Annotated in this window: 29 protein-coding genes; 18 read left to right on the forward strand and 11 right to left on the reverse strand. The window is 68.9% G+C overall.

Going from position 1 to position 24,526, the window contains the following annotated elements; translation table 11 throughout:
* The first annotated feature begins 234 nt into the window (after positions 1–234).
* On the forward strand, positions 235–843 hold the full coding sequence (locus AB0B91_RS55065; RefSeq protein WP_358339614.1) for a DUF2306 domain-containing protein: 609 nt from the start codon (positions 235–237) through the stop codon (positions 841–843).
* Here AB0B91_RS55065 and AB0B91_RS55070 read toward each other — a convergent pair.
* From AB0B91_RS55070 to AB0B91_RS55080, 3 genes are read right to left on the reverse strand one after another with little or no spacing between them, the layout of a single operon-like run.
* A complete protein-coding gene (locus AB0B91_RS55070) occupies positions 833–1,489 on the reverse strand; it encodes a response regulator transcription factor (RefSeq protein ID WP_358339616.1) in 657 nt (218 codons plus the stop codon). The two genes, AB0B91_RS55065 and AB0B91_RS55070, sit on opposite strands and share 11 nt — an antisense overlap.
* Complete coding sequence (locus AB0B91_RS55075; protein WP_358339618.1) at positions 1,486–2,625, reverse strand: histidine kinase; 1,140 nt, start codon at positions 2,623–2,625, stop codon at positions 1,486–1,488. Before AB0B91_RS55075 ends, AB0B91_RS55070 begins: the two co-directional genes overlap by 4 nt.
* A gap of 33 nt (positions 2,626–2,658) precedes the next feature.
* The gene (locus tag AB0B91_RS55080) at positions 2,659–3,021 is read right to left on the reverse strand and encodes a hypothetical protein (RefSeq protein ID WP_358339620.1); all 363 of its coding nucleotides are present in this window, start codon (positions 3,019–3,021) and stop codon (positions 2,659–2,661) included.
* A 174-nt stretch (positions 3,022–3,195) separates the two neighbouring features.
* Here AB0B91_RS55080 and AB0B91_RS55085 point away from each other — a divergent pair, with 174 nt between their 5' ends.
* Together AB0B91_RS55085 and AB0B91_RS55090 are read left to right on the forward strand one after the other, a co-directional pair.
* Positions 3,196–3,792, forward strand: a complete 597-nt coding sequence (locus AB0B91_RS55085; protein ID WP_358339622.1) for a winged helix-turn-helix domain-containing protein — start codon at positions 3,196–3,198, stop codon at positions 3,790–3,792.
* 32 nt (positions 3,793–3,824) lie between these two features.
* The gene (locus tag AB0B91_RS55090; protein ID WP_358339624.1) at positions 3,825–4,253 is read left to right on the forward strand and encodes a HEPN domain-containing protein; all 429 of its coding nucleotides are present in this window, start codon (positions 3,825–3,827) and stop codon (positions 4,251–4,253) included.
* Between the two features lie 208 nt (positions 4,254–4,461).
* Here AB0B91_RS55090 and AB0B91_RS55095 read toward each other — a convergent pair whose 3' ends face one another.
* Positions 4,462–4,842: a helix-turn-helix domain-containing protein gene (locus AB0B91_RS55095; protein WP_358339625.1), complete on the reverse strand. Its 381-nt coding sequence runs from the start codon at positions 4,840–4,842 to the stop codon at positions 4,462–4,464.
* A 95-nt stretch (positions 4,843–4,937) separates the two neighbouring features.
* Between AB0B91_RS55095 and AB0B91_RS55100 the strand changes: the two genes are divergently transcribed.
* A complete protein-coding gene (locus tag AB0B91_RS55100; RefSeq protein WP_358339626.1) occupies positions 4,938–5,609 on the forward strand; it encodes an NAD(P)H-binding protein in 672 nt (223 codons plus the stop codon).
* Here the strand turns inward: AB0B91_RS55100 and AB0B91_RS55105 are convergent.
* Entirely contained in the window at positions 5,602–6,252 is a 651-nt protein-coding gene (locus AB0B91_RS55105) for a TetR/AcrR family transcriptional regulator (protein WP_358339628.1), read from the reverse strand. The genes AB0B91_RS55100 and AB0B91_RS55105 overlap by 8 nt on opposite strands.
* Before the next feature lie 252 nt (positions 6,253–6,504).
* On the opposite strand from AB0B91_RS55105, the gene AB0B91_RS55110 reads away from it, so the two are divergent.
* From AB0B91_RS55110 to AB0B91_RS55120, 3 genes are read left to right on the forward strand one after another with little or no spacing between them, the layout of a single operon-like run.
* Positions 6,505–7,077: an RNA polymerase sigma factor gene (locus tag AB0B91_RS55110; protein WP_358339630.1), complete on the forward strand. Its 573-nt coding sequence runs from the start codon at positions 6,505–6,507 to the stop codon at positions 7,075–7,077.
* Positions 7,070–8,290, forward strand: a complete 1,221-nt coding sequence (locus tag AB0B91_RS55115; RefSeq protein WP_358339632.1) for a CU044_5270 family protein — start codon at positions 7,070–7,072, stop codon at positions 8,288–8,290. Before AB0B91_RS55110 ends, AB0B91_RS55115 begins: the two co-directional genes overlap by 8 nt.
* Positions 8,287–9,201 (forward strand): CDP-alcohol phosphatidyltransferase family protein, encoded by a 915-nt coding sequence (locus AB0B91_RS55120; protein WP_358339634.1) that lies wholly within the window; start codon positions 8,287–8,289, stop codon positions 9,199–9,201. The genes AB0B91_RS55115 and AB0B91_RS55120 overlap by 4 nt, the downstream gene beginning before the upstream one ends.
* A gap of 5 nt (positions 9,202–9,206) precedes the next feature.
* Here AB0B91_RS55120 and AB0B91_RS55125 read toward each other — a convergent pair whose 3' ends face one another.
* On the reverse strand, positions 9,207–9,776 hold the full coding sequence (locus AB0B91_RS55125) for a helix-turn-helix domain-containing protein (protein ID WP_358339636.1): 570 nt from the start codon (positions 9,774–9,776) through the stop codon (positions 9,207–9,209).
* Positions 9,777–9,857: 81 nt separating this feature from the next.
* Between AB0B91_RS55125 and AB0B91_RS55130 the strand changes: the two genes are divergently transcribed.
* Positions 9,858–11,288, forward strand: a complete 1,431-nt coding sequence (locus AB0B91_RS55130) for an alpha/beta hydrolase (RefSeq protein ID WP_358339638.1) — start codon at positions 9,858–9,860, stop codon at positions 11,286–11,288.
* On the opposite strand, the gene AB0B91_RS55135 is transcribed toward AB0B91_RS55130, so the two are convergent.
* The 3 genes from AB0B91_RS55135 to AB0B91_RS55145 form a co-directional block, all read right to left on the reverse strand.
* Positions 11,264–12,592 (reverse strand): hypothetical protein, encoded by a 1,329-nt coding sequence (locus tag AB0B91_RS55135; protein ID WP_358339639.1) that lies wholly within the window; start codon positions 12,590–12,592, stop codon positions 11,264–11,266. The two genes, AB0B91_RS55130 and AB0B91_RS55135, sit on opposite strands and share 25 nt — an antisense overlap.
* A gap of 106 nt (positions 12,593–12,698) precedes the next feature.
* Complete coding sequence (locus AB0B91_RS55140) at positions 12,699–14,666, reverse strand: prolyl oligopeptidase family serine peptidase (RefSeq protein ID WP_358339641.1); 1,968 nt, start codon at positions 14,664–14,666, stop codon at positions 12,699–12,701.
* A gap of 329 nt (positions 14,667–14,995) precedes the next feature.
* Positions 14,996–15,931 carry an SDR family NAD(P)-dependent oxidoreductase gene (locus AB0B91_RS55145; RefSeq protein WP_358339643.1) on the reverse strand — a complete coding sequence of 312 codons (936 nt, stop codon included), beginning with the start codon at positions 15,929–15,931 and terminating at the stop codon, positions 14,996–14,998.
* A 138-nt stretch (positions 15,932–16,069) separates the two neighbouring features.
* Here AB0B91_RS55145 and AB0B91_RS55150 point away from each other — a divergent pair, with 138 nt between their 5' ends.
* Entirely contained in the window at positions 16,070–16,642 is a 573-nt protein-coding gene (locus AB0B91_RS55150) for a helix-turn-helix domain-containing protein (RefSeq protein WP_358339645.1), read from the forward strand.
* A gap of 3 nt (positions 16,643–16,645) precedes the next feature.
* Here AB0B91_RS55150 and AB0B91_RS55155 read toward each other — a convergent pair whose 3' ends face one another.
* A complete protein-coding gene (locus tag AB0B91_RS55155; protein ID WP_358339647.1) occupies positions 16,646–16,957 on the reverse strand; it encodes a helix-turn-helix transcriptional regulator in 312 nt (103 codons plus the stop codon).
* A 78-nt stretch (positions 16,958–17,035) separates the two neighbouring features.
* On the opposite strand from AB0B91_RS55155, the gene AB0B91_RS55160 reads away from it, so the two are divergent.
* Complete coding sequence (locus AB0B91_RS55160) at positions 17,036–18,022, forward strand: zinc-dependent alcohol dehydrogenase family protein (RefSeq protein WP_358339649.1); 987 nt, start codon at positions 17,036–17,038, stop codon at positions 18,020–18,022.
* Here AB0B91_RS55160 and AB0B91_RS55165 read toward each other — a convergent pair.
* The gene (locus AB0B91_RS55165) at positions 18,019–18,600 is read right to left on the reverse strand and encodes a TetR/AcrR family transcriptional regulator (protein WP_219529220.1); all 582 of its coding nucleotides are present in this window, start codon (positions 18,598–18,600) and stop codon (positions 18,019–18,021) included. The genes AB0B91_RS55160 and AB0B91_RS55165 overlap by 4 nt on opposite strands.
* Before the next feature lie 170 nt (positions 18,601–18,770).
* Between AB0B91_RS55165 and AB0B91_RS55170 the strand changes: the two genes are divergently transcribed.
* The 8 genes from AB0B91_RS55170 to AB0B91_RS55205 all read left to right on the forward strand — a co-directional run bounded on the left by AB0B91_RS55170 (position 18,771) and on the right by AB0B91_RS55205 (position 24,526).
* A complete protein-coding gene (locus AB0B91_RS55170) occupies positions 18,771–19,190 on the forward strand; it encodes a VOC family protein (protein ID WP_358339651.1) in 420 nt (139 codons plus the stop codon).
* A gap of 57 nt (positions 19,191–19,247) precedes the next feature.
* Positions 19,248–19,607: an MmcQ/YjbR family DNA-binding protein gene (locus tag AB0B91_RS55175; RefSeq protein ID WP_358339653.1), complete on the forward strand. Its 360-nt coding sequence runs from the start codon at positions 19,248–19,250 to the stop codon at positions 19,605–19,607.
* A 39-nt stretch (positions 19,608–19,646) separates the two neighbouring features.
* Entirely contained in the window at positions 19,647–20,138 is a 492-nt protein-coding gene (locus tag AB0B91_RS55180) for a GNAT family protein (protein WP_358339655.1), read from the forward strand.
* A gap of 220 nt (positions 20,139–20,358) precedes the next feature.
* Entirely contained in the window at positions 20,359–20,736 is a 378-nt protein-coding gene (locus AB0B91_RS55185; protein WP_358339657.1) for a hypothetical protein, read from the forward strand.
* 19 nt (positions 20,737–20,755) lie between these two features.
* Positions 20,756–21,664 carry an EamA family transporter gene (locus tag AB0B91_RS55190; protein ID WP_358339659.1) on the forward strand — a complete coding sequence of 303 codons (909 nt, stop codon included), beginning with the start codon at positions 20,756–20,758 and terminating at the stop codon, positions 21,662–21,664.
* Positions 21,661–22,305 carry a GntR family transcriptional regulator gene (locus AB0B91_RS55195; protein WP_358339661.1) on the forward strand — a complete coding sequence of 215 codons (645 nt, stop codon included), beginning with the start codon at positions 21,661–21,663 and terminating at the stop codon, positions 22,303–22,305. The genes AB0B91_RS55190 and AB0B91_RS55195 overlap by 4 nt, the downstream gene beginning before the upstream one ends.
* A 145-nt stretch (positions 22,306–22,450) precedes the next feature.
* Positions 22,451–22,801 carry a hypothetical protein gene (locus tag AB0B91_RS55200; RefSeq protein WP_214640566.1) on the forward strand — a complete coding sequence of 117 codons (351 nt, stop codon included), beginning with the start codon at positions 22,451–22,453 and terminating at the stop codon, positions 22,799–22,801.
* Between the two features lie 378 nt (positions 22,802–23,179).
* Positions 23,180–24,526 carry a sugar transferase gene (locus AB0B91_RS55205; protein ID WP_358339663.1) on the forward strand — a complete coding sequence of 449 codons (1,347 nt, stop codon included), beginning with the start codon at positions 23,180–23,182 and terminating at the stop codon, positions 24,524–24,526.

The following is a 24,526-nucleotide window of genomic DNA, read 5'->3' on the forward strand; positions in this document are numbered from 1 at the left end:
TGCGGCGCGGACACGCGCCGCACCCCGGCGTGTGTCCACAGGCAGCGGAGCCGGCCGAAAGTACGCCCGATTGCCGGACGATCGGCCAGGCCAGAACGGGCCTTTCTCTCGATGAGCCGGCATCGCCTCAGTCGGCACACTCAGATCATGACCCACGAGAGTACGACGGAACGCCCCCCACTCCTGCAGAAACCGTCTCTCGCCACTGCCTCCCCCAGGAGGGGAGGGTGGCGCGTGCCCGCCGCCCTGATCGCGCTCAGCGCCATTCCCGTGATCGCCGGTGCCGTACGCATGACCGAGCTGACCGGCGGCGCGGCGATCACTCAGGACAACGCGCGGTTCTTCGCGATGCCGCTGCCCGTGGTGCTGCACATCATCTGCGTCAGCGTGTACAGCATTCTGGGGGCCTTCCAGTTCGCCTCCGGGTTCCGTCGCCGGCGGCTGGGCTGGCATCGCGTCGCCGGGCGGTTGCTGGTCGTATGTGGGCTGGTCGTGGCGCTGACGGGTCTGTGGATGACTCTGTTCTATCCCCGTCCGGAGGGGGATGGGGATCTCCTGGCCGGGATCCGGGTGGTGTTCGGTACGGCCATGTTCCTGTCGATCGTGCTCGGCCTGGCGGCGATCCGGCGGCGGGACATCGCCCGGCATCGGGCTTGGATGATGCGCGGTTATGCGATCGGGCTGGGGGCGGGAACGCAGGCGTTGACCCAACTGCCGTGGATTCTGCTCGTCGGCAAGCCTGGTGAGTTCCCCAGGGCGCTGCTCATGGCCGCCGCGTGGCTGATCAACCTCGCCGTGGCCGAATGGCTCATCCGTAAGCGGCCGCGCAGGCTCAGTTCTTGACGCGGTTGGTCTCGTACGCCCACATGGCGATCTCGACGCGGTTGCGGGCGCCGAGTTTGGCCATCAGGCTCGTGAGGTGGGACTTGACGGTGCTGAGAGAGATGTGCAGCTCGTCGGCGATCTCGCTGTTGGTTCGTCCACGGGCTACGGTGGCCAGGATCTGTTCTTCTCGATGCGTCAGCGCCTCGAAGGGTTGCACCGGCGGTACGGCGGGCCCGGTGCGGGCGAAGGTACCGAGCAGGCGGGCGGTGATGCTCGGGGCGATGAGCGCGTCGCCGTTGGCGGCGGCGTGGACGGCCTGGGAGAGCAGGTCGGCGCCGGCGTTCTTGAGCAGGAAACCTCGGGCGCCGGCTCTCAGGGCGGCGTAGACGTACTCGTCGAGGTCGAACGTGGTGATGACGACGACGGCGAGGGGGTCGTCGACGGCCGGTCCGGCGAGGGAGCGGGTGGCTTCGATGCCGTCGAGGCCGGGCATGCGAATGTCGAACAGGCACACGTCGGGGCGTAGCCGCCGCGCGAGCTCGACGGCTCGCCGCCCGTCGGCGGCCTCCCCGATGACCTCGATGTCCGGCTGGGCGTCGAGGATCATTGTGAGCCCGGTGCGGACGATCTCCTGGTCATCGGCGACGATCACTCTGATGCTCATGTGGCCGATCCGGTGCGGGGCAGTGTGGCGGTCACGGTCCAGCCCCGATCGGGGTCGGGGCCGGCTACGCAGGTGCCGCCGAGCAGGTCGGCGCGTTCGATCATGCCGATGAGTCCGTACCCCTGCGATCTGGCCGGCCGTTTGAGGCTGCCGTCGCCGTCGTCGCTCACGCGCAGGTGCACCGAGGTGTCGTCGGCGGTGACGCGGATCTCGATGCGGGTGGCGTGGCGCGCGTGCCGCCGGGCGTTGGTGACCGACTCTTGGGCGAGGCGGTAGATCGCGGCCTCGACCGATGGGGACAAGTCGTCGAGGCCGTCCGAGATCTCCAGGCTGACGGCCGGGCCGGTGCGGCCTTCGCCGGCGAGTTGCCGGAGGTCGGCGATGCGCCGGCCGGGTGCGAGGTCCGCTGGTTGGTCATGGCGCAGGATGCGCACCATGGCGCTCATCTCGCTCAGGGCATGCGCGGCCTCGGCCTCGATCACCCGCAGCGCGTCGGTGGCGGCGTCCGGTCGCGACGCCGAGGTGGCCAGGCCCGCCTGCGCGCGGATCGCCATCGCCGAGACATGATGGGCGACGGTGTCGTGCAGGTCGCGGGCCAGTTGCTCGCGTTCGCGCAGCTTGACCTGATCGAGCTCGCGTATCCGCGCCTTGGCCCGATACCGGAACGCCATGCCCAGGACGACGACCAGGAACACCACGGTGAATCCCCCGATGGCATCGGCGGGGCCGGGGTAGTCGGAGACCACCGAGAAGCCGGCCTCGACGAGAATGATCGCCAAGCCGAGCACAGCCTCGCGTCCGGACCCCCACCGGAACAACGAGTAGGCCAGCAACAGCAGATAGACCATGGTGTAGGTCTCTGGAGAATGGCCGCCCGTCAGTAAGAGGGCCAGGGCCAGAGTGCCGAAGGCGATCGCGACCATCAGCAGCGGTCTGCTCCGGCGCCACAACAACGTGGGCACCAGCCCGGCAGTGACGATCACCGAGACGGCCCGCCACGGAAGATCCGGCCGCAGCACTCCTTCGAGCAGCGCGAGCGGCACCAGCACTCCGACGAGTGCCCAGTCCCGCCACACCCGCGGCGGCGGGTTGGGGGGACGGGGCTCGTCCCACACCGAGCGGATGAGGGGGTGCACGCACTCATGGTACGAGAGCCGGTGCCGCTCCGGTCAGAGGCGGATCCGGCGGGTGATGGACTCGTCGGTGACGCGGGTGTCGGCGGCCGGCAGGAACGCCTTGGACAGGATGATCGACAGCATGCCACCTTCCTCCTCGAAGGGCAGGAAGATCTGGTCGGCTGCGCCTCGCGGGACGATGCACAGGTAGGCGTCGTTGGGATCCATGAGGATGTTGCCTGAGCCGAGACGGATCTTGTACGTGCGCAGGTCGCCGCGGACACGCAGGAATCGCTCTTCCAGGGTGCAGCGGTCGGCGATGGTCAGCCTGGGCAGCAGCCTGGCGAGGGCGTCGCGGCGGACCCGGGCGGTCTCGGGCAGTTCGCCGAAGCCGTTAGGACTGCCAGTATTCGCCATGTCCTTCCGGGTCGAGCCCGGTGGAGGTGGCGGCGGCGGTGGCCGCCGACGATCTTGAAACGGTGATCGGTCCGCATCGGAACCCCTTGTGGCGTGGGCGATCTCACGGACAGTGATCTCGATTCCAGTACGCGGCGCTAGAACTTGCGTAAACTGCAAGCTATGTTTCAGTTTATGAAACAGCCGCCGTCCGTCTTGCTTCCGCTCCTGCGTTCTCCCTTCCAGGGAGAGCTTCTGGCCTGGCTCTTTCTCCATCCCGGTGAAGAATATGCACAGGTTGAGCTGGCGAAGAGGTTCGCTGTCTCCGCCTCGACCGTGACTCGCGAAGTCGATCGCCTCGCTGCCGCAGGTCTGGTCGTCGAGCGGAGAATCGGCAATCTGCGGATGATCCGCGCAGATACCGACGTAGTCGTGGCCCGACCGCTGACGGAGCTGCTCGCGCTGACATACGGGCCGGTGGCTGTGCTCGGTGAGCAGTTGTCTGACGTCATTGGCGTCGAGGAGGCGTACATCTATGGTTCCTGGGCTGCGCGGTACTCCGGCGAGCCGGGCAACGTGCCGAACGATGTTGACGTCATGGTTGTCGGCGCCGTTGACGAAGATGATCTATACGACGTCGCCAGGGCAGCGGAGCGGCAACTCGGCAGAGAGGTGAACATGCGGCGGTTGAGCCGTGATGACTGGGAGTCCTCCGCCGATGATCCCTTCCTGGAAACGGTCAGGTCCCGGCCTTATGTGCGACTCAAGATTGAGAAGAGGAACAGTCGGTGAGATGGGAGCAGGGGCGCGCCACCCTTGAAGGCATGCTCAGTCGTGGCGAGATCCAAAAGGTCGTGGCGAGCCGTAGGCAGGCCGAGGAGTTGCTCGTTCAGGCTGGAAAACACCTGGCAACGGCTCGCCTCGCCATGGAATCGGATCCGATCGGCGCATACCAGTTGCTCTACGACGCAGCACGTAAGGCACTGTGCGCCGTGCTTGAGAACCAAGGGCTCCGGGCCGGCAGCCGGGGTGGGCACATCGCGGTGTATGAGGCGGTCAGCGCACAGCTTGATCCTCCGCTAGGTCAGAGCTTGCGCCCTTTTGACCGGATGCGGCGGCGACGGAACGAAGCAGAGTATCCGAGTCTCGGCTCACCAAGCTTTAGTGCCGACGATGTACAGGCCGATATGGCCAAGGTCGAGACGATCATGGAGATCGCAGCGAAAGTGATCGATCAGATGCAGCCGTTCTGACGACAGCTTCGAAACGCTCTCGGTCTCCGGGGGCTGTCGGCGCGGTGCAGTCGTCGAGCGTTCGGGATTGGATCTTCTCCCGCGCGTTCGCCGTCCCGTACGTAGGCGACCGCTTCTGCCTGTACCAGCCGCTGGGTCTGCGCCCGTACGTCCAGAGAACCGGCCGAAGCCTTGGCGAGGGTGGCGGAGGTTGCGGGTGCCGGGTATCTCAGTGCGATGAGCTCGATGAAGACTCGTGTGCGTTGCGGGCTTCGAGCAGGGCGGGGAGATGGTCCTTGCTCCAGGCGCGTGCGGCCGCGATCAAGGTCAGCAGGCTGCGCCCCAACGGAGTCAGCTCGTACTCGACCCGGGGCGGGTTCTCGTCGTACGCGGTGCGTGTGACCAGGCCGTCGCGCTGCATCGCCCGCAGGGTCTGGGTCAGCACTTTCGGGGTGATGCCGCGCAGTGGCGCCCGGAGCTCGTTGAACCGTCGCCGGCCGCCTTCGAGACAGAGCACGACCATGGCGGTCCACTTGTCGCCGATCTGGATCGGCATGGCGCTGGACGGGCATACGGGGTCGAACATCTGCGGGTCCAAGGGCTCGGTCATGCGCAAGAGGCTATCCCCAGTACCTTTGCGGTAATCGGTATCTCGTGGATACCGTCCCTTTCTGGCAGCGACGTAGGTGGCCAGATCGGAGCGACATGAGCAGGATTGTCATATTTGGGGCGGGCGGCCGGGCAGGACGAGCGGTTACGGCTGAGGCTCGGGAGCGCGGGCACGAGGTCACGGCCGTAGTTCGGGATCCGGGTAAATATCGGGACATTGAGAAGGATGGCGTCCGGCTGGTGCGGGGCGATGTCACCGACGTACAGGCGGTCGCGTCGATCGTGTCCGGTCATGATGCCGTGGTTCACGCGGTGAGCCCGTTCTCTGGGCCGGAGCAGGGGTTCGCCGATCTCGATCCTGAGTTCTACGTCAAGGCGGCCGATGCTCTGCTTCATGGTCTGGCGGAAGCGCGCGTGCCCAGGCTCGTTCTGGTCGGCCTGTTCGCGAATCTCAAGGACGCTCGCGGGCTTCTGGTGATGGACGATCCGGCGGCCTTCCCGGCCGAGATCCGGCCGTTCGCCGTTGCGCACACGGCTGGGCTGGACAGGCTGCGGGCGGCGGGGGGCACGGCGATCGACTGGCTCATGCTGACCCCGCCCGCGCTGCTGGAACAGGGCGGTCCCAGGACCGGTCGCTACCTGATCGGAGGGGAGACCGCGCCGCAGTCGACATCGGCGCATCTGTCCTATGCGGACCTCGCGGTGGCGGTGATCGACGAAATCGACACGCCACGGCACCACCGCACCCGCGTCTCCATCTTCAACTGAGCCTGCTGTCGGACGGGGGTTCGGCGGAGGGGGTGAGGTCGAGAAGGCGCTCGAGCAGTTGGTGCATGTGAGCGCGGAATCGCCGCAGTGCGTCGGGGTTGCTGGGGCGGCGACGCTGGCCTGTCGGGTCGAGGACTCCGCTCAGTGAGAACCCCTGGATGCACCAGACCATCGTGTATGTGGTGAACAGCGCGTCGGCGTGTGCGGGCTCCGCCAGGGCGGCGATGCTGTCGATGGCGTAGTGGGCCAGCGGCTGAGCGCTGAGTGACTCCAGCTCTTCGATGTCGCTGGCATCGGAGAGCCATCGGTGCATCCATAGCGCGGGAATCTCGGGATGCTCGACGCACAGGTCGATGTAACCGTCGATGAACCAGTGGAGTGCGGCCGGCCTCTCCTCGGGTGAGGCGGCTTTCAGGTCGTCGGCTCTGTTGTCGATGACGGATGCGAGAACCTGTTGGGCGCGTTCCATGACCGCCAGGTAGAGGTGGCGTTTGGTGGGGAAATGCGAGGTGATGGTGGCCGTGTTCAGCCCGGCTGCCTCACCGATTTGACCGATGGAGACGGCGTCGTGGCCGAGCGCGGCGAACAGCCTGGTCGCCACCTGCAGGATCAACTCCGGCTCGTTGTCTTCTGGAGAGGCCATGGACGCGACCATAGGACCGCGATGTCGCCCGGCCTACTGCTCGATCGGCAAGTGCGGGTAAAAGTAGCTTCTGTCCGAGCTGCGAAGCCGGGGCGCCCGCCATGCGGGCATTTAAAGGGACAATCGGGGATATTTCGGGAAACTTCGTGCTGATTTTGAAAGAAGTGTGAAGAGGAGTCGGGGGTTCGGCGGAATAGAGGTGTACCCCACAGAAGGGACACCATGCGAATGGCCGCTCCCCCGGACGTGCCAGTGACAGACGATGACGCCGCGCTCATCGAGCGGTCATGGCACCACCCGGAAGCGTTCGGCGTGCTCTACGACCGCTACTTCGAAGAGATACATCGGTACGTCTCCGGACGGCTCGGCATGCAGATCGCGGATGATCTGGCCGCCGAGACGTTCCTGGTGGCGTTCAGGAAACGGCAGACGTTCGACTCCGCCCGCGGTGCCGTACGGCCCTGGCTGTACGGGATCGCCACCAACCTGATCGCTCAGCACCGAAGGAGCGAAACGCGCAGGCTGGAGGCTTTTCAGCGGGCACCTGCCGGCGAAGTGGCGGATGACGGGCACGAGGACGGGGTGACGGCGAGAGTGGCCGCCGCGAACGCACAGGGGCGGCTCGCGACAGCGCTTGGACGCCTCTCCACCGGCGATCGCGACGTGCTCCTCCTCGTCGCGCTCGCCGACCTCACCTATGAGGAGGTCGCGCAGACGCTCGACATTCCGTTCGGGACCGTCGGCTCCCGGCTCAACCGGGTGCGTAAGAAGCTTCGCAGAGCCCTGGGCGGCGTCAATCCGATGATCGGAGGGTTCGATGGATGAGCTGAACGACCGCCCGGACGAGCTGGCCGCCGTACGCGATCTCCTCTCGATGCCCGGTCCCGCATCCGAGGTCGTCGACTCCGGCCGAGCCAGGCTGCTGGCGGCGCTGGCCGCGCCACCTCAAGACCCTCAACGCGCACCTCAAGCCCCTCAACACGCACCTCAAGACCCTCAACGCGTACCGGTTCGAGCCGCTCGAAGAGAGCGGTCGCGAAGGGGGCGGTCGCGGTGGTGGGCGCCGGTCCGTAACGGGTTGATCGGGGCGGCGTCGGCGGCCGCGCTGGCGCTCGCCGTGGCCGTGCCCTCGAACTCGCTGATCGACCTCTCGCCTGATCCCGCCGTGTCCGCCTCCGCCCCGCCGACCGCCAGGCAGATCCTGCTCGCCGCGGCGGTCGCGATGGCCACGGCACCGTCCGACGGCGCCTACTGGCGCACCCGCGTCGTGACCGGGCAGCTGATCCTCTCTCCCGACCGCCAGTACGTCATCAAGCGCCAGTCCGTCCGCGAGACGTGGCTCACCAGGAAGGACGGTCAGCGGGACCGTTGGACCGGCCGGTACCTCGGCGCGCGACCGGCGACACCCCAGGACGAGGCCGCGTGGCGCACCGCCGGGTCGCCGGGCCGCTGGCAGTACCCGGCGGACGTGACCGGTTTGGGCCGCGTCTCCCCGGAGGCGCTGGTGGAGTCGGCGCCCGGTCCGCCGCAGGGTGGACCGCATCGCGTCGGATGGCGGAACGCGAACGGCATCCTGACCAAGCAGCTGGTCAGCTGGATGGCCCTGAGTACGATCCCGAGCGACCCCACGGCGCTACGCGCCTTCCTCGTGACCCACATCGCCCGGGAGAACGGCGCATATGTCGGGCGCAAGATGGAGGCCGAGCTGCGCGAGAGCTGCCTGGAGATCATCACCGGGCTGCCGGTCTCGCCCGAGGTGCGCGCCTCGGCGTACCAGATCCTGGCCTCGATGCCCGGCATGAGGCCGGAGGGCGAGGTCACCGACCCGCTCGGCCGGGCCGGCCAGGCCCTGAGCTACCAGGTGATGAGGGACGGCCGGCTCAGCGACGAGCGGCTCGTCATCGACGCGGAGAGTGGGCTGCCACTGGCCACGGAGACGAGGAGCGTCAGCCGGGTGGCTGACGGGCGGGACGTCGAAATTGGCTCTTTCATCGCATATCAGCAAATCGGATGGACGGACGAAGGGCCTGCACGGTGACAACATTCACTTTGGACGACGTGCGCACGCTGACCTACAAGGCGCGGGACGCCTGGTGGACGGTGTTCCTGGTCGATCCGCTCGCCGGTCGTCTGGTGGTCGGCCTGGCGAACCGTACCTCCATCACGCCGAACCAGATCACCTGGAGCGCCTTCTTGCTCGGGTTCGGCTCGGCGGGCTGCTTCCTGATGGCCGACGGTTGGGCGTGGCTGGTCGCCGGCGCCGTCCTCTATCACCTGAGTTTCGTGCTGGACTGCGTGGACGGCAAGATCGCCCGGCTCAAGGGCACCGGCACCGTGCTGGGCGGCTGGCTCGACTACGTCTTCGACCGCATTCGGGTGCTCACCTGCGCCCTCGCGCTCATGTGGGGGCGCTTCGAGAGCACCGGTGAGGAGTTCTACCTCGTCCTCGGCATTCTCGTCGTCTTCCTCGACATGCTCCGCTACGTTGACGCGCTCCAGATCGCGAAGGTACGCCGCCAGATGCGCCGCAAACTGGACGAGGCGATCGAGGAGGTCACCGGCATCCCGGCCGTCTCGTTGCAGAGGCCGGACCTGGAGGAGGCGGGTCTCGAATCAGGCGAGATCCGCTCCGCCGACTCGGTGGACTTGCAGCAGAACTTCCGTGCGCACTTCGCCTGGTACATCCGCATCCGCGACTGGCTGCGCGACCACCGCGTCCGAGCTCATCTGATCAGCGGCATCGAGTTCCAGATGGCGGTGTTCATCGTCGGCCCGCTCACCGGGTGGATCGTGCCGGTGACCGTCGGTACGGCGGCCCTCCTGCTGGTATTCGAGGCCGCGATCATGTTCAAGCTCTATCTGTCCTCCCGGGACCTCACCCGGGCGCTGACGAAGATTCGCTCGACCCCGATGCGGCCTCCGGCGCCGGTGGCTCAGCCACAGGGTTAGCGGCTTCAAGCGAAATCCTCGTCGGCGGGGAGGGCGAAGAGGCGGATGTACAGGGGGCGGGCGTCTGGGGGTGCGTCCTCGGCGCGGTGGCTGTATCTCAGTAGCAGGGCTATGTACTCCTCATAGAACCGGGCGAACTCCTCCTTGGTCATGCGGCCCATGCCGCGCGATCCCTTGGCCCAGTCAGGGTCGCGGCGGTAGGCCGCGGGGAAGCGTTCGAACAGTTCGCGGTCCTCGTCCATGCCGATGCGGTGGAATTCGGCGAGTACGGGGCGGTCCTCGGGGGCGAGCTGGTCCGGGGTGGGGAGGCGGATGTCTCTTGGGACGTCGGCGCGGCGCCACCAGCGTTCCCGGCCGGTCGAGCGTTCGGGGATCTCCTCGATGAAGCCGTACTTCTCGAGCTGGCGCAGGTGGTAGCTGGTCGTGCCGGTCTTGGCGCCCAGCAGTTCGCCGAGGGTGGTCGAGGTGGCGGGGCCGTGCACGTTGAGGTGGCGCAGCATGAGCCGTCGCATCGGGTGGGCCAGGGCCTTGAGCCGCTCCGGGTCGTCGAGTACGAACGCCTCGTCATCCTTCATGAGGAGCAGCCTAGTCCTCCTGCAGAACGATATCTGCAGAGAAGCCTTTGCCGAGATGTCTCTGCAGAGTAGGTTCGGCATATGAGACGGATTCTTGCCCGAGTGGCAGTGGCTCTCGCCCTGTGCCTACTCGTCACACCGGCCGCCGCCGCGGCCGCTGAACCAGCCCCGCTCGTCGTGCCGGCTGATCTGCGGGCGACCGAGGTGAGCTTCCGGGGTAGTGGGGGGCTCGCCATGCATGGCACGGTCCTGGCCCGGCCCGGGGCGAAGGCCGGTCGGCCGGGGATCGTTCTGGTGCACGGCGCGGGTACCGGAACGCCGCGCACGCAGTTACTCGGTGAGGCGGTGGAGTTCGCCCGCCGGGGGCTGTCTGTGCTGATCTACGACAAACGATCCGAGGGGTACTCGCTCTTCAACCGGTCCTACTCGCAGTTGGCCGACGACGCGCTCGGTGCCGTGGCCACGTTGCGGAAGCAGCCGGGCGTAGATCCGGCGAAGGTCGGGCTCTGGGGGCTCAGCGAGGGCGGCTGGGTGGTGCCGATCGCGGCGTCCCGCTCGAAGGAGGTCGCGTTCATCGTGCTCGTGGGGGCCAACGCGCTGGCGCCGCTGCGGCAGCAGACCTGGGCCGTGGCGGCCGGGCTGCGTAAGGCAGGGGTGTCGGGGTCGCTCGTCGAACGGGCCGAGCCCAAGCTGTACACGGCGATCGCCGACGGCGGGATGTTCCCCGAGCCCTACTACGATCCCGCGCCGACCATCGCCACGGTACGCCAGCCCGTTCTCGGCATCTGGGGCGTGAACGACCTGCTGACCCCGCCCAAGGAGACCCCTCCGGTGTTCGCCAAGGCGCTGGAAGCGGGCGGGAATCGGCACTACACCTTCCAGTTCTTCCCGGGCGCCGACCACGCCGCCCACCAGACCCCTGACGGTGGTGTCACCCGGCTGAAGACGCTCGCCCCCGGTTACCCCGATCTGGTCGGATCCTGGGTGAAAGACGTGACGGACGGCAGACTGCCCACGGCTCAGACGAACGGACCGGCCCCCGAGCAGGCGTCGCCGACCGTGCCGATGGATCCTCCGGCCTGGTGGGAGTCGGCGGGGACGCAGGTGGTGGCGTTGCTGGTGTTCCTGGTGGCGTTCGGGGCGTATCCGGTGGTCGCGCTGGTACGGCGGCTTCGCCGTGCTTCCCTGGCACCGGTGTCCAGGGCTGCCCGGTTGGTGAGCGCGGGCGGGTTCGGGGTGGTGCTCGGGGCGTTCGGGTACCTGTTCTACGTGGTCATGACCGGTGGCAAGCTGGCCGCTCCCGGGCCCATGGTGGCGGGTCACCCGGTGATCTGGGTGGCGTTGCAGCTCCTCGCGGTGGCCTGCCTGCTCGCCACCGTCCGCACGGCGCTGGCCTGGCGCCGGCGCCGCGCGTCCGTGCCGGGAGGGGAGAGGGTACGGCTCGGCCTGCTGCTCGCCGGTGGCGCGGTGTTCGTCCCATGGGCTCTCTACTGGGGGCTGCTGCTTCCTTGAGGAGCGAAGTTCCACTCGATGGCCTGTTCCGCACCGCGTACCCAGGTCACGTGGAGCGGCGGCCGACCCGGGCGGATCACCTCGAACAGGTAGGTGTCCGGGTGGTCGGGCTGTTCGAGCCGGCGGACGCTCTCGGCGCCGTCGAGGCGCGCGGCCAGGTCGGCGAAGGCGTCCGCGCTGGGGTGACGGACGCCGAGCGTCTCGCCGTCGTACGCCAGCAGGACGAACTTCGAGAACATCAACTGCAGCAGTTCGAGATGGTCGTCGGGCATCGGGGGCTCCGGGGTCTCCGGCCCGAGCTGCCAGCAGATCGTCCGCCGGAGGCCGCAGGACAGTGCCAGGAGATTGCGCACCACCAGGTCGCGCGCGTTGATCCGGTGCCGCCTGTCCTCCAGCTTCGGCGGGCAGCCCGTCATGAACATCTGCAGGTTGGGCGGCAGCTCGCTCATCCGCGCGTACAGCCGCTTCATGGCCTCCCGGGCGGATGCGGGGGACAGCCCGCCCTTTCTGAACTCCTCGACCGTGAGCGTGTGCCACGGGGTCATGGCGCCAGAGCTCATGACGTCGGACAGGTGTTCCATCACCTCCGGGTACTCGAGGAGGAGCGGGCCGTTGTACTCGCCCGCCAGGATGGGCTTCTCGTACCCGTACGAGCGCATCACGGCGCGGATGTCGTCGATGGTGGCCGGAATCCGGTACGGGTCGCCGTACAGGTGGATGTCGAACACGTCATAGGCGCCTTCGGCGATGAGCCGCAGGAAGAAGTCCCGCTCACCGTCGGGGCTCTCGGGGGCGGGGAAGACGCCGGGCGGGCAGCCGCCGAGCACGACGTCGGCCTGCGGGTCGGCGCCCTTGATCGCCCGGTGGAAGAGGGTCAGCAGGTCGAGGTACTCGGTGGCGGTGCCGCCCCAGAACAGCGGGATGCACGGTTCGTTCTCGCACTGCCAGTAGCGCACGCGGCCCGCGCAGTGCGTCACCAGGGCGCGCAGCATCGCCTCGTACGCCGCCGGGTCGGTGGGCGGCGATCCGGGGAGCAGGTCGGTCGACCTGGTCGAGCCCCACGTCGAGGCCGCACTGAGGGTGAACCACAGCTCGGTGTCGTCGTCGACCTGGTCCAGGACCGCGTCCACCGAGGTCCAGTCGTAGCGGCCCGGCTCGGGTTCGAGCTGGGACCAGTAGAAGAACATCCGCAGCAGTCCGGCGCCCAGGTCGCGGGCCTGTGGGGCGAAGGTGCCGGGCTTGGCGACCAGACCGTACTGGATGCCGCGGACCACGCCCAACCGGATACCGTCTGTCGAGGTCATGAGCTTTCCCTTCGGAGGAGGTTGTCCGCCAACGATGGCGCCGCACGCTGGCAGCCCGCTGCTATCGCCCTGTTAAGCCGCTGTTGGACCGGCCAAGGCGGTGGGGTCAGCGGAAAGCGACGTTCAATGCCGTACGTAGGAACTCCAACTGGTGCCGCAGCAGCCCCTCCACAGCCGCCTCGGCGGTCGGCATGTGCGTGGCCCCCGACAACGGCAGCACCTGGTGCGGCCGGCCCGCCGCCAGCAGCGCGGCCGACATCCGCAAGGTGTGGGCGGCCACCACGTTGTCGTCCGCCAGGCCGTGCACCAGCAGCAACGGGCGGCGCAGCCGGGCCGCGTCGCCGATGGGCGAGGAGCGCTCGTAGTTCTCCGGCTGCTCGTCCGGGTGGCCGAGGAACCGCTCCCGCCAGTGGGTGTCGTACAGCCGCTGGTCACTCGGCGCCGCCCCAGAGATGGCGGCATGGAACACCTCCGGCAGGCGCAGCACCGCCGCCGCCGCGAGCGTGCCGCCGTAGCTCCAGCCACGGATGCCCACCCGGCCCAGGTCGAGGTCGGGGCAGTGCTCGGCGGCTGCTCGCAGCGCCACGACCTGGTCTTCCAGCGGCGCGGTGAGCGTGTCTCCATGGACGGTCTTCTCCCAGACGGGGCCGCGTCCCGGGGTGCCCCGGCCGTCCGCCGTCACCACCGCGAACCCGTGCTCGGCGAACCACTGCGCCTCGGCCAGCCACCAGTGCCGGGCCCGGGTCACCAACTGCATCGCCGGTCCCGCGTACGGGGCCATCAGCACCGGCAGCGGACCGGAGCCCGGCCGATGCCAGGACGGCAACAGCAACGCGGTCCGGATCTCCCGCTCACCCGCGCGCAGCCACGTGACCCGCGGGACGAGCACCGGCTCCGCCTGAAGCGAGGCGATCTCCGCGTCAGGCCGTCCGTGGCGGACCACGCGGAACGAGTGACCGGCCTCGGTGTGTGAGGCGAGCAGCAACGTGCCGCCCGCCCGCCGGCCGGTGTGCAGTCCCGGCCCCTCGCTCAGCCGTACGGGACCGTGTTCCGCGTCGTATGTCCACAGGTGCTGCTCGGTGGGCTCGTCACTCGCGGTGAAGAGCACGGATTCGCCGGAGACGTCCAAGACTGAGCGGATCTGCAGCCCTTCGGGGGTGACCGGACGGCCGTCCACGAGCAGCCGCCGGGTGCCGTCCAGGTCGCCGGTGTGCACCAGCGCGCCGGACGCGGTCCGCGCGGGCGTGCCCGCGACGAGCTGCACCCAGGCGGGGTCGCGCTGCTCGTGCAGGAGCTCCGTCTCACCGGTGTCCGGATCGGCGGCCAGCACGCGCAGCGTGCGCTGGTCCCGGCTCTGCACGCTGATCAGCGGACCGTGCGCGTCCCAGCCGGCGGCGGTCACGTACTCGTACGCGGCCCGGTCCCACCGCAGCTCCACGGAGCCGCCGTCAAGGTCGAACACGTGCAGCGTGACCTCGGCGTTGGCCGTCCCGGCCGCCGGATAGGCGATCTCGCGCGGCGGCCGGGACGGGTCGGCGGGATCGGCGATCCACCAGCGCCGCACGGGCCGGTTGTCCACCCTGGCGGCCAGCAGCCGGGTGCCGTCGGGCGACCACCAATGGCCGCGTGTCCGGTCCATGGACTCCGCCGCCACATGCTCGGCCAGCCCCCAGACGATCTCCGGGTCATCGGGTACGGCCAGCCGCCGGTCATGCCCGTTGTCCAGCTCGACGACATGCAGCGCGCCGCCGGTCACGTAGGCGACCCGGCTCCCGGTGGGATCGGGGCGGGGATCCACCACCGGCCCGGCGGTGGGGACGGGCCGGGGCTCACCGCCATCGAGATGCACCGTCCACAGCCGCCCGTCCACAGCGAAGGCGACGGTACGTACCGCGGCATCGGCCGCATAGGCCACCACACCGGTCGCCCGCTCCCGAGCCCGCTCCCGCCGAACCCGCTCCTCCTCCGGCACGGCCCCGGTCGACCCCGGCGCCACGACCAGCCGCTCGCCCATCTCATCGACGACCCACAGACCGCTGTCCCGCTCCTCACCCCCAGGAGTCCGGAGGAACACCACCCGAAGCCCATCGGGTGACAGGGTGAAGGTGCGGGGCATTCCGAGCGAGAACCGCTGGCTACGGGCGAATTGACCTGGAAATCCTTTGGTGTCCATAAAGGAGACTCTGCAGCGGACTACCAGGAATGATGGGGAAGAGTGAAGCACGCGGGGAGACTCACCGGCGGCTGGGATCGACTGATCCAATGGGTATCTTAGCAGGCGGGAACCGGCCAAGAAGGCGCACGTAACGGCGCCCGGCCCCGCCCACCGGAGGACCGTTTCCCTGGACAGACGCCGGCCATGGACGGCGGGTGGGGGTGACCCATGCCGGCCGTAATGAAAATTCAGGCTTTGACCGACAGCTCCCACAGACGCGCAGCCGACGTCGGGTCGAGCGCGTAGGCGGCCACGCCGTGGCGACTCATGGGCTTGTCACTCGGGAGGGCCTCGTTGCAGTCCTCGAAGTAGCGGCCGGTGACGCCGTCGAGCAGCGGCGACGCGGCGGCGAGCACCGACGTGGCCGCTCCCTGCTCGGTCGTCTTCCACGACATGTCCTCGCCGGAGGAGGCGGCGGCGGCGCGCAGCCGGTCGAGGTCCTCCTCGCTGACGTGACGCTGGAGGTTCGTGCGGATGCCGCCCGGCATCAGCGCGTTGACCGTGATTCCGTCGTCCGCCCAGCGCCGCCCCGCCTCCACCGCGAACAGCACGTTCGCCGTCTTGGACTGCCCGTACGCGGACCACGGCTCATAGGCGCGGTCCCGGAAGTTGATGTCCTCGAAGACGACCGGCGAACGGAGGTGCGCGCTGGAGCTGACCGAGACCACGCGGGCGCCGCCGGCCGCCGCGAGCGCGGCGTGCAGGCCGGTGGCCAGGGCGAAGTGGCCGAGATGGTTCGTGGCGAACTGGAGCTCCCAGCCGTCGGGCGTGTGCGCCTCGGGGCAGGCCATCACACCGGCGTTGTTGACCAGTATGTGGAGAGGGCCTTCCCACGCGGCCACGAACGACGTGACCGTGCTCCGGTCGGCGAGGTCCAGCGGGGCCACGTGGATCCGCTTGTTGCCGGTGGTCGCGATGATGTCCTCGGCGGTCGCCGCGCCCGCGTCGAGGTTACGGACGGCGAGGGTCACCTCCGCGCCCACCCCGGCGAGCGCGCGGGCGGTCTCGACGCCGATGCCGGACGCCCCGCCGGTGACGATGGCCCGCCGGCCGGTGAGATCGACGCCGGCCAGCACTTCAGCCGCAGTGGATCGGGCGGTGAACGGAGTGGTGATGCGAGTCATGATTCCCCAGTCCTTGTCAGGGATGCGGTGGGAGAGCTCCGGCAGGTACGATGTAACCGGAGGAGCCTCCAGTAAGTTCACTGTATTCGGAGCCTCCTCCGTTTAGCAAATCTCGCCCCGAATCCGACAGGAGACGCCGTGCAGGCCGGGTCCCGACCGCTGCGCGCCGACGCGCGCCGCAACCGCGATCGGCTGCTCGACGCCGCCGTGCGCGCCTTCTCCCACGACGGCCCCGAGGTGACGCTCGACGCGATCGCCAAGGACGCGGGCGTCGGCATCGGTACGCTTTACCGGCATTTCCCCACCCGCGAGGCGCTCATCGAGGCCGCGTACCGCAACGAGCTGACCAGGCTGTGCGAGGCCGCCGCGAACCTCCTGCGCACCCTGCCGCCCGACCAGGCCACCCGCGCCTGGATGGACCGCTTCGTCGACTACATGACGACCAAGCGCGGCATGGCCGACGCGCTGCGCGCGGTCATCGCCTCCGGCGGCAATCCGTTCGCGGAGAGCCGCGACCGGCTGGTCGGCGCCATCGGGTCACTGCTGGCGGCCGGGGCCGCCGCGGGGGCCACGCGGGCGGACGTCGAGCCGGAGGACGTGCTGGCGAGCCTGGGCGGCGTGGCGCTGGTCGCCGCCGAGCACGGGCAGCGGGACAGGACCGACCGCATGCTCAACCTGCTGATGGACGGCCTGCGCTACCGCGGGCCCTGACGATCACTGCTCCCGTCGCGTGGTGAGGGCGTCGAGCAGGCCGGGGAACGCCTCGTCCATCTCGGCGCGGCGCAGGGCGTTCAGCCGCGAGGTCCCGACGTAGTACTGCCGGATCAGGCCCGCCTCGCGCAGCACCTTGAAATGGTGCGTGGCGGTGGACTTGCTGACCGAGATGTCGAACGTGCCGCAACTGAGGTCCTCGTCGGCGGCGTCGAGCTGCGTGACGATGCTCCGGCGCACCGGGTCGACGAGCGCCTCCAGCACCTGCTGGAGGTCGAACTGTGACACCTCTGGGTGCGGCGGCGTACGTCCCATGAGCCTCATAGTACGACACCCATCGAAGTTTGACAGCAATCGTACTTCTGCGTAACAGTGGACCGCATGGCGAGGACAGTGCGATTTCACGAAATCGGTGGGCCCGAGGTGATGCGGCTGGAGGACCTGGAGACGGGCGATCCGGGGCCGGGCGAGGTGCGGATCCGGGTGGACGCGATCGGGGTCAACAGGGCCGAGGCGCTGTTCCGGAGCGACCGGTACATCGAGCCGGTGAAGCGGTTCCCGGGCAGGCTCGGCTCCGAGGCGGCCGGAGTGGTCGAGGCCGTCGGCCCGGAGGTGACCGGGTTCGAGGAGGGGCAGGCGGTCAGCACTGTGCCGGCCTTCTCGCAGAATGACTACGGCGTCTACGCCGCCCAGACGATCGTCCCCGCGGCCGCGCTCCTGCACCGGCCCGACGGGGTGGACGCGGTCTCCGGTGCGGCGGTGTGGATGCCCTACCTCACCGCATATGGCGCGTTGGTGGAAGTGGGCGGAATGCGAGCGGGCGACGTGGTGGCGCTGACCGCCGCCTCCAGCAGCGTCGGCCTGGCCGCGATCCACACGGCGAACCGGGTGGGAGCCACACCGATCGCCGTCACCCGTACCGGCGAGAAGAAGGAACGGCTGCTCGACGAGGGCGCGGCCGACGTGATCGTCTCCGACGAGGAGGACGTACCGGCCAGGCTGCTGGCCCTGACCGGCGGCAAGGGGGTCGAGTACGTCTTCGACGCCGTCGCCGGGCCGGGCGTGACCGACCTGGCGCGGGCCGTGGCCCCCGGCGGCACGCTCTTCCTGTACGGCGCGCTGAGTGGCCAGCCGACGCCGTATCCAGGGTTCGACCTGGGCATGCCCGCGCTGAACATCCGGACGTACACGGTGTTGGAGACCACGAAGGACCTGCGGCGGCTACGTCGCGCCGAGGCGTTCGTCGCCTCGGGCCTGCGCGCGGGAGCCTTCCGGCCGGTGGTGGACCGCCTGTTTCCGCTGGAGGAGATCGTCCAGGCCCACCGGCACATGGAGTCCAACACCCAGTTCGGCAAGATCGTGGTCACCGTGGCCCACTAGGACCTCATGAGCGTGGCGGCGCAGCTGGTGACCAGGTCCTCCGCGTAGGCGGGGATCGGCCGTCCCAGGCTCTGGTGGCGGCGCACCGTGGCGTACGGCAGGTCGACCGTGGCCAGGAACAGCTGCTCGACCTCCCGTGGCTCGCGCCTGTCCAGCCGTTCGGCCAGGGCGCGAACCGCGTTGCGGACCCGGCGGTCGCTGCGTTCCAGGCGGTCGCGGGCCTCCTGGGGCCAGTTGGGTTCGTCGAAGTCGGCCGGGCCGTACAGCAGGATGTGGGCTTCGTGCGGGTGCGCCCTGCTCCAGGCGACGACGTGGCGCGCGGCGGCGGGGGCGGCGCGTGCGGCGGGTTCGGTGTTGAGCGCGGACAGGAAACCGTCCTGGAAGCGGTCGACGGTACGCAGCCACAGGGTGGCGAGCATCGAGGAGCGGCTGGGGAAGCGGTGATAGATCGAGCCGCTCGGCGCGCGGGCCGCGCGGGCGACCGCCGCCACGGTGACGGTGCTCGGGCCGCTCGCGGCCACCAGTTCGGCGGCCGCGTCAAGCAATCGGTCAACGTCGTGGCGAGGCGGTCGTCCCATGCCGTCGAGAGTATAGGGACAGGCTGAAGGCTTTCTGGACGCTAAATGGCCTCAGTTTTGGTCATCGCCTGATGGTCTTGTGACGGACTGCTCACAAACCGACAAGTGGACAGGGATAAGCCGGGCAACAGATATTGGACGAGGCCGGCACCCTGCTACCGGAGGTCTGTATGGACGTGCGTCTGGATCATCTCGTCTGCTGGGTCTCGGACCAGCTTCGCGCGCTCGACTTCTACGAGCAGGTCATCGGCCTGCCCGGGGTACGTGCAGAGGAGTTCAGGGATGGCAAGGCGCCGTTCCCCAGCGTGCGGGTCTCCGATGACACGATCATCGATCTGATGCCCGAGAACGCGGCGAACCGCGTCGACGAGGCCACCGGCGTCAGCGGCAGCGCCGGTCACCCGGTGAACCACTTCTGCCTGGCGCTCGGCCGCGCGGACTTCGACGCGCTCGAAGCCAGGCTGGCCCGGAACGGCGTCGAGGTCACCGGCACCGGCTCGAACTCGTTCGGCGCCAGAGGCATCGCACCGGACGTGATCTACTTCCCCGACCTCGACGGGAACGTGATCGAGGCCCGCTACTACGAGTGAGACCCGGTCGCCGCAGCCGGGGGGAAAGTGTCGGGGCGGTTTGCTACACAAGACACCATGGGTGTGAGCGTCGACGAGTTCCTCAAGCTGCTGGACGAGTTGCCCGAGGCGCGCCTGGGCGATCACGGTGGCACCTGGGTCAGCCTCAAGGTGCGCGACAAGGGCTTCGGCTACCTGTGGGAGGAGACCGAGACCGTCGGGCTCAAGGCGACGATCGAGGAGCAGATCGCGCTGGTCGCCGAGCGGCCTGAGGTGTTCGAGGTCCAGTTCACGGCCGGCCGGTTCGGGTGGGTCGTGGTGCATCTCAAGCGGATCGACGCCGACGAGCTGTTCGAGCTGGTCGCCGAGGCGTGGTGCTTGACGGCGCCCAAGGAGCTGGTCGCTCCCTTCGAGGCTGCTCATAAAATCGGGCAATAGGGCGTAAAAGTGGCGGAAGAGGCATTAGTCTCGGGCAGCGTGACAGGTTTGGACATCGAGCTGCGCGAGTGGTGCGCGGACGACGCTCCCGTGGTGTTGCGCGCGTTCCAGGCGCCCGACATGGTCAGCCAGGCGTCCTGGCCGATCGTGTCGCTCAAGGACGCGACGGGGTGGATCGCGGGCTGGGCCGGCGCCGGGCACGCCTTCGCCGTCACGCTCTCCGGGCAGGTCGTGGGCAACGTCGCGGTGACGGGCATCGACGGCAACGGCAACGGCTCGGTCTCCTACTGGACGGTGCCCGAGGCCAGGGGCAGGGGTGTCGCGGTGGTGGCCATGATCGAGCTGACCCGCTGGGCCTTCCGCGAACGCGGCCTGTACCGGCTGGAGCTGGGACACCGTACGAACAACTCGGCCTCATGCCGGGTGGCCACGAAGGCGGGCTTCCGCCCGGAGGGCATCGAACGCCAGAAGCTCCGCTATGACGGCCGCCGCTACGACGTCGAACGCCACGCCCGCCTCGCCACCGACTGACCCGCCACCAACTCACGGGCGACCCGCCACCGACCGACCGGTCCGCGACCAAGCTGCCCGCGATCGACGGGCGCGCCACCAATTGGTCCGCGACCAAGCGGCCGGGCCGCATGACGGCAGGGGCCGTGGGGGCGAGGGGCGTGAGGGCGGGGATGCCGGCCCGCACCCCCAAGTGCCTTGCGCCTGGTCATGGGTGGGCGGGCTGATCTAGGCTCGTGGGGTGGACAGCGAGAGCCTGGCCGCGGCCGGCCTGCTGGCGGCGCTGAGCCGGGCAGCGGAGATTCTCGCCGAGTTACACCACCCGTTCGTCAGGAACGAGCCCTTCTCCTATTTCTTCCCGCCCGCCGGCGTCCGGACCGGGACCGTCTTCACCCTCCCCGACGGCCGTGAGCTCAGCTTCACCGTCTCCATCGCCGCCGTCGACGGCGCGTTCCACGTCGACGGCGTGGTCTCCGTAGAGAGCGACGTGCTGCTGGCGCTGCCGCGCAAGACCACGTCCAGCATCCACGACGGGCTCGCCGTGTTCGACGACTACGCGGCCGAGGTGGCCGCTCCGGCCGGGCGGTTCATCGACCAACAATTGGACGAAACTGTCTAGTTGTCAGACAATGATGGGCATGAAGAACGGACCCCTCGCTGTCGTCGGTGCCTCCGTGCTCTGGGGGACGGCCGGCACGGCGGGACTGCTCGTCTCGGCGGACTCCATCGCCTTGGCCGCCGCCCGGCTGGTCATCGGTGGCGCGGCGCTGGCCCTGTTCGCCTGGACGGGGGTCAGGCGCGGCCCGCTGATCACTCCCGGGTTGCTGCTGGCCGCCGTCGCCGTGGCCGCGTACCAACTGTGCTTCTTCGCCGCGGTCGCCCGCACCGGTGTGGCCATCGGCACGGTCGTCGCGATCGGCAGCGGGCCCGTCTTCACGGGGCTGCTCTCCTGGCTGCTGCACGGTGAACGGCCGAGCAGCCGGTGGGCCGCCGCCACCGCCGCCGCGGTCGGCGGGTGTGCGGCGCTGATCGTCGGCGGTGGGGCGCAGACGGGTGGGCAGGTGGTGTCCGGAGTGGCGTTCGCGCTGCTCGGTGGGTTGCTCTACGCGTTCTACGCTGTCACCGCCGCTCGGGCGATCAGCGCGGGCGCGCCGTCGAACGGAGTCATGGGGGTGCTGTTCGGTGGTGCGGCCGTCATCATGCTGCCGGTCCTGCTCTGGCGGGGCACCGAGTGGCTGGCCGAGCCGCGCGGGCTGCTCGCCGCCCTCTACCTCGGCCTCGGGGCCACCGCCCTGTCCTATTTCCTGTACGGCCGGGGCCTGCGCACCACTCCGGTGGCCACGGCCGCCACGCTCGCCCTGACCGAGCCGGCCGTCGCCGCGCTGCTCGGGCTGCTGGTCCTCGATGAGCGGCTGAGTCCGGTGTCGATCGCCGGTCTCGTCCTGCTGGCGATCAGCCTGGTCGTGGTGGCCGTACCGGAAAGGCCACGTCGGGAGAAGAGGGCGGAGAGGGTGTGCCTCGACGAGGCGTTAGAGTCGCAGCCGTGACGTTGCCGCTCAGACCCGTCTCCGCGGTCGGCGCGCTCGCCGACGCGCTGCGCCGCAGGGTGCTCTCCGGCGAGATCGGGCCGGGCACGGCGCTGCCCGAGCAGGAGCTCGCCGCCACCTACGGCGTGGCCAGGCCCACGGTCCGCGAGGCGCTGGCCGTGCTGGTGCACGAAGGGCTGCTCAGGCGCGAGCGTAATCGCAGCGCCTATGTCCCTGAGGTGACGATCGCGGACCTCGACGATCTCATGTACGTACGCAGGCCGCTGGAGGGCCTGATGGCCACGGCGGTGGCGGGACGGCGGGTGCCGGAGGCGGAGGCGGCGCTGGCCCGCATGGGCGCGTTGCCCGCCGACGCGCCGTGGTCGGAGTCGGTGGCCGAGCACATGGCGCTGCACCAGGCGCTGATCGAGGCCGTGGGCAGTCCGCGGCTCGAACGGCTCTATGGCGCGCTCGCCGCCGAGACCCGGCTAGGCCTGGTCCGCCTGCGCGAGGTCTACGAGGACCGGGACGTGCTCGTGCACGAACACCGGGCGCTGCTCGACGCGATCGCCGCCGGCCCCGCCGAGACCGCGCAGGCCGCGGTGGCCGCCCACCTGGGCCACTCGTGGGGCGACGGAACCCCTCTCGAAGACCGCTCCTGAGCTTCCCGAGCCCCTCTTGACGGCCGTTCCCGAGTCTCTCGCGAGGCCGCGGCCGGGCCTGTCCTGACCTCCTGCTGAGCCACTTTCGCGAGGGAAAATCCCGAACCCTTGCGGGGGAACCCCAGATGTCGCAAGAATCGCGGCCATGCACGGCAACGCGATGCCGGACTCCTACGTGTATGTCACGGAAGAGGGCGTAACCCGTCACTATGCGGACGGGAGCGTCGAAGCCCTTGCGTGGGAGGACGTGGTCGAGGTCCGTGTGGTGACCGAGTCGGGAGAGGACGTCCTCTACATCCTGCTCGACCGCGACGGCGAGGGCTGCGTAGTGCCCAGGTCGGCCACCGACGCCACGTTTCTCGCCCGCCTCCGCTACCTACCCGATTTCGATCTTGACCGGCTGAACCTCGCCGCCGAGTCGGCGCATGACGGGGTCGTGGTGGTCTGGCGGAGCCCCGACCCGCCGTCCGCTTTGCCGGATCTGGAATATGACTAGCCACTTCATATTCCGGAAGCCGGCTGTAATTCAGCCATAAACTTCACGTTTGCCGACGCGCCGGTTGGCACTTTTGGATCGTTCCGTCAACCCCCCGGCCATCCCTAGATCCGTCCGGTTGTGGACATTTGACGGTATATCGCATGCTGGAGTGGATCTTTACTCTTTAGTGGGGGCCGCCGCCCTTGAAGGTGCATGGGGGACTTGTCAACCCATGAGGTTCAAGGAACGTCATGTTACTGCGGTGCACAGAGTCTTCAGGGTGGTGCTATGAGGGTGGGGACCGGGGAGTCCGACGTTGTGCTCCTCGAAGCCGTATCACGTCATGCGTCGAGCATCTGGACGCGAGCGTATTTACGGCTTCTTTGGGGTGGCGACATGGCGTGCGCGCTGATCGCGTGCGTCTGCGTGCTGAGTGTCCGTCTCTTGTCCGGCGCGTACGTATCGCCGGCCGAGTTTCTTCTGGGGGGCGGCCTGATCGTCGGCTGGCCCCTCGCACTGATGATGGGAGGCGCATACCGCCAGCGCGCGCACGGCGAGGGCACTGAGGAGTTCAGGGCCGTCTTCAACGGCGGCGTCGGGTTGATGGCCGCCGTCGCGATCGGCGCCTACGCCACGCAGACCGTCGTCGCGCGCAGCTTCGTGATGGCGATGCTGCCGCTGGCGCTGCTGTCCACGTTGTACTTCCGCTACAAGATGCGAAAACGGCTGCACAGCCGGAGAGTCGTCGGCGAGTACATGCGCCAGGTCATCGCCGTCGGCCATCGCGAATCCATTCTTGACCTGATCATGCAGTTCCGCCGCGAGCCGTACCACGGGATGATGGTCGTCGGTGCCTGCCTGCCGCCGGACCGGATGGACGCCGATCTCGACGGCATACCCGTGCTGGGCTCGTTCGGCGACGTCGCGGAGGTGGTGGAGCGGACGCGAGCCGACGCGGTCGCCGTCACCGCCTGCCAGGAGTTCGACGGGTCGGCGCTGCGGCGGCTGGCCTGGAGCCTGGAGACCGCGCGCACCGACCTGTTCGTCGCGCCCGCGCTCATGGAGGTCGCGGGCCCGCGGATCAGCATCAGGCCGGTGGCGGGGATGCCGCTGCTGCACGTGGAGCATCCCGAGTTCGACGGCACCAAGCAGTTCGTCAAGACCGTCTTCGACCGGCTCGTAGCGGGGGCCGCGTTGCTGCTCATGGCCGTGCCGCTGCTGGCGATCGTGCTGCTGATCCGCCTGACCAGCCCGGGTCCCGCGCTGTTCACCCAGACCAGGGTCGGCAAACGCGGCAGAGAATTCCGTGTCCTGAAATTTCGGACAATGGTGAAGGATGCGGAGAAGCTCAAAGGCACCCTCCTCGATGCCAACGAACTCGACGGGGTGCTCTTCAAGATTAGGAACGATCCAAGGATCACTCCGGTAGGCGCTTTCCTCCGCAAATATTCGCTGGACGAGCTCCCTCAGCTGTTCAACGTCATGCGCGGTGACATGTCGCTGGTCGGCCCCCGGCCGCCGCTGCCGGAGGAGGTCGCCAAGTACGGCAGCGACGTACGCCGCCGCCTGGTCGTCAAGCCGGGCATGACCGGACTCTGGCAGGTCAGCGGCCGTTCGAACCTCACCTGGGAAGAGTCCGTACGCCTCGACCTGCGGTACGTGGAGAACTGGTCCCTCATCCTCGACCTGCAGATCCTGTGGAAGACCTGGTCCGTCGTCACCCGTGGAGAAGGGGCTTACTAG

Source organism: Nonomuraea sp. NPDC049141 (assembly GCF_040648415.1).
Taxonomy (GTDB): domain Bacteria; phylum Actinomycetota; class Actinomycetes; order Streptosporangiales; family Streptosporangiaceae; genus Nonomuraea.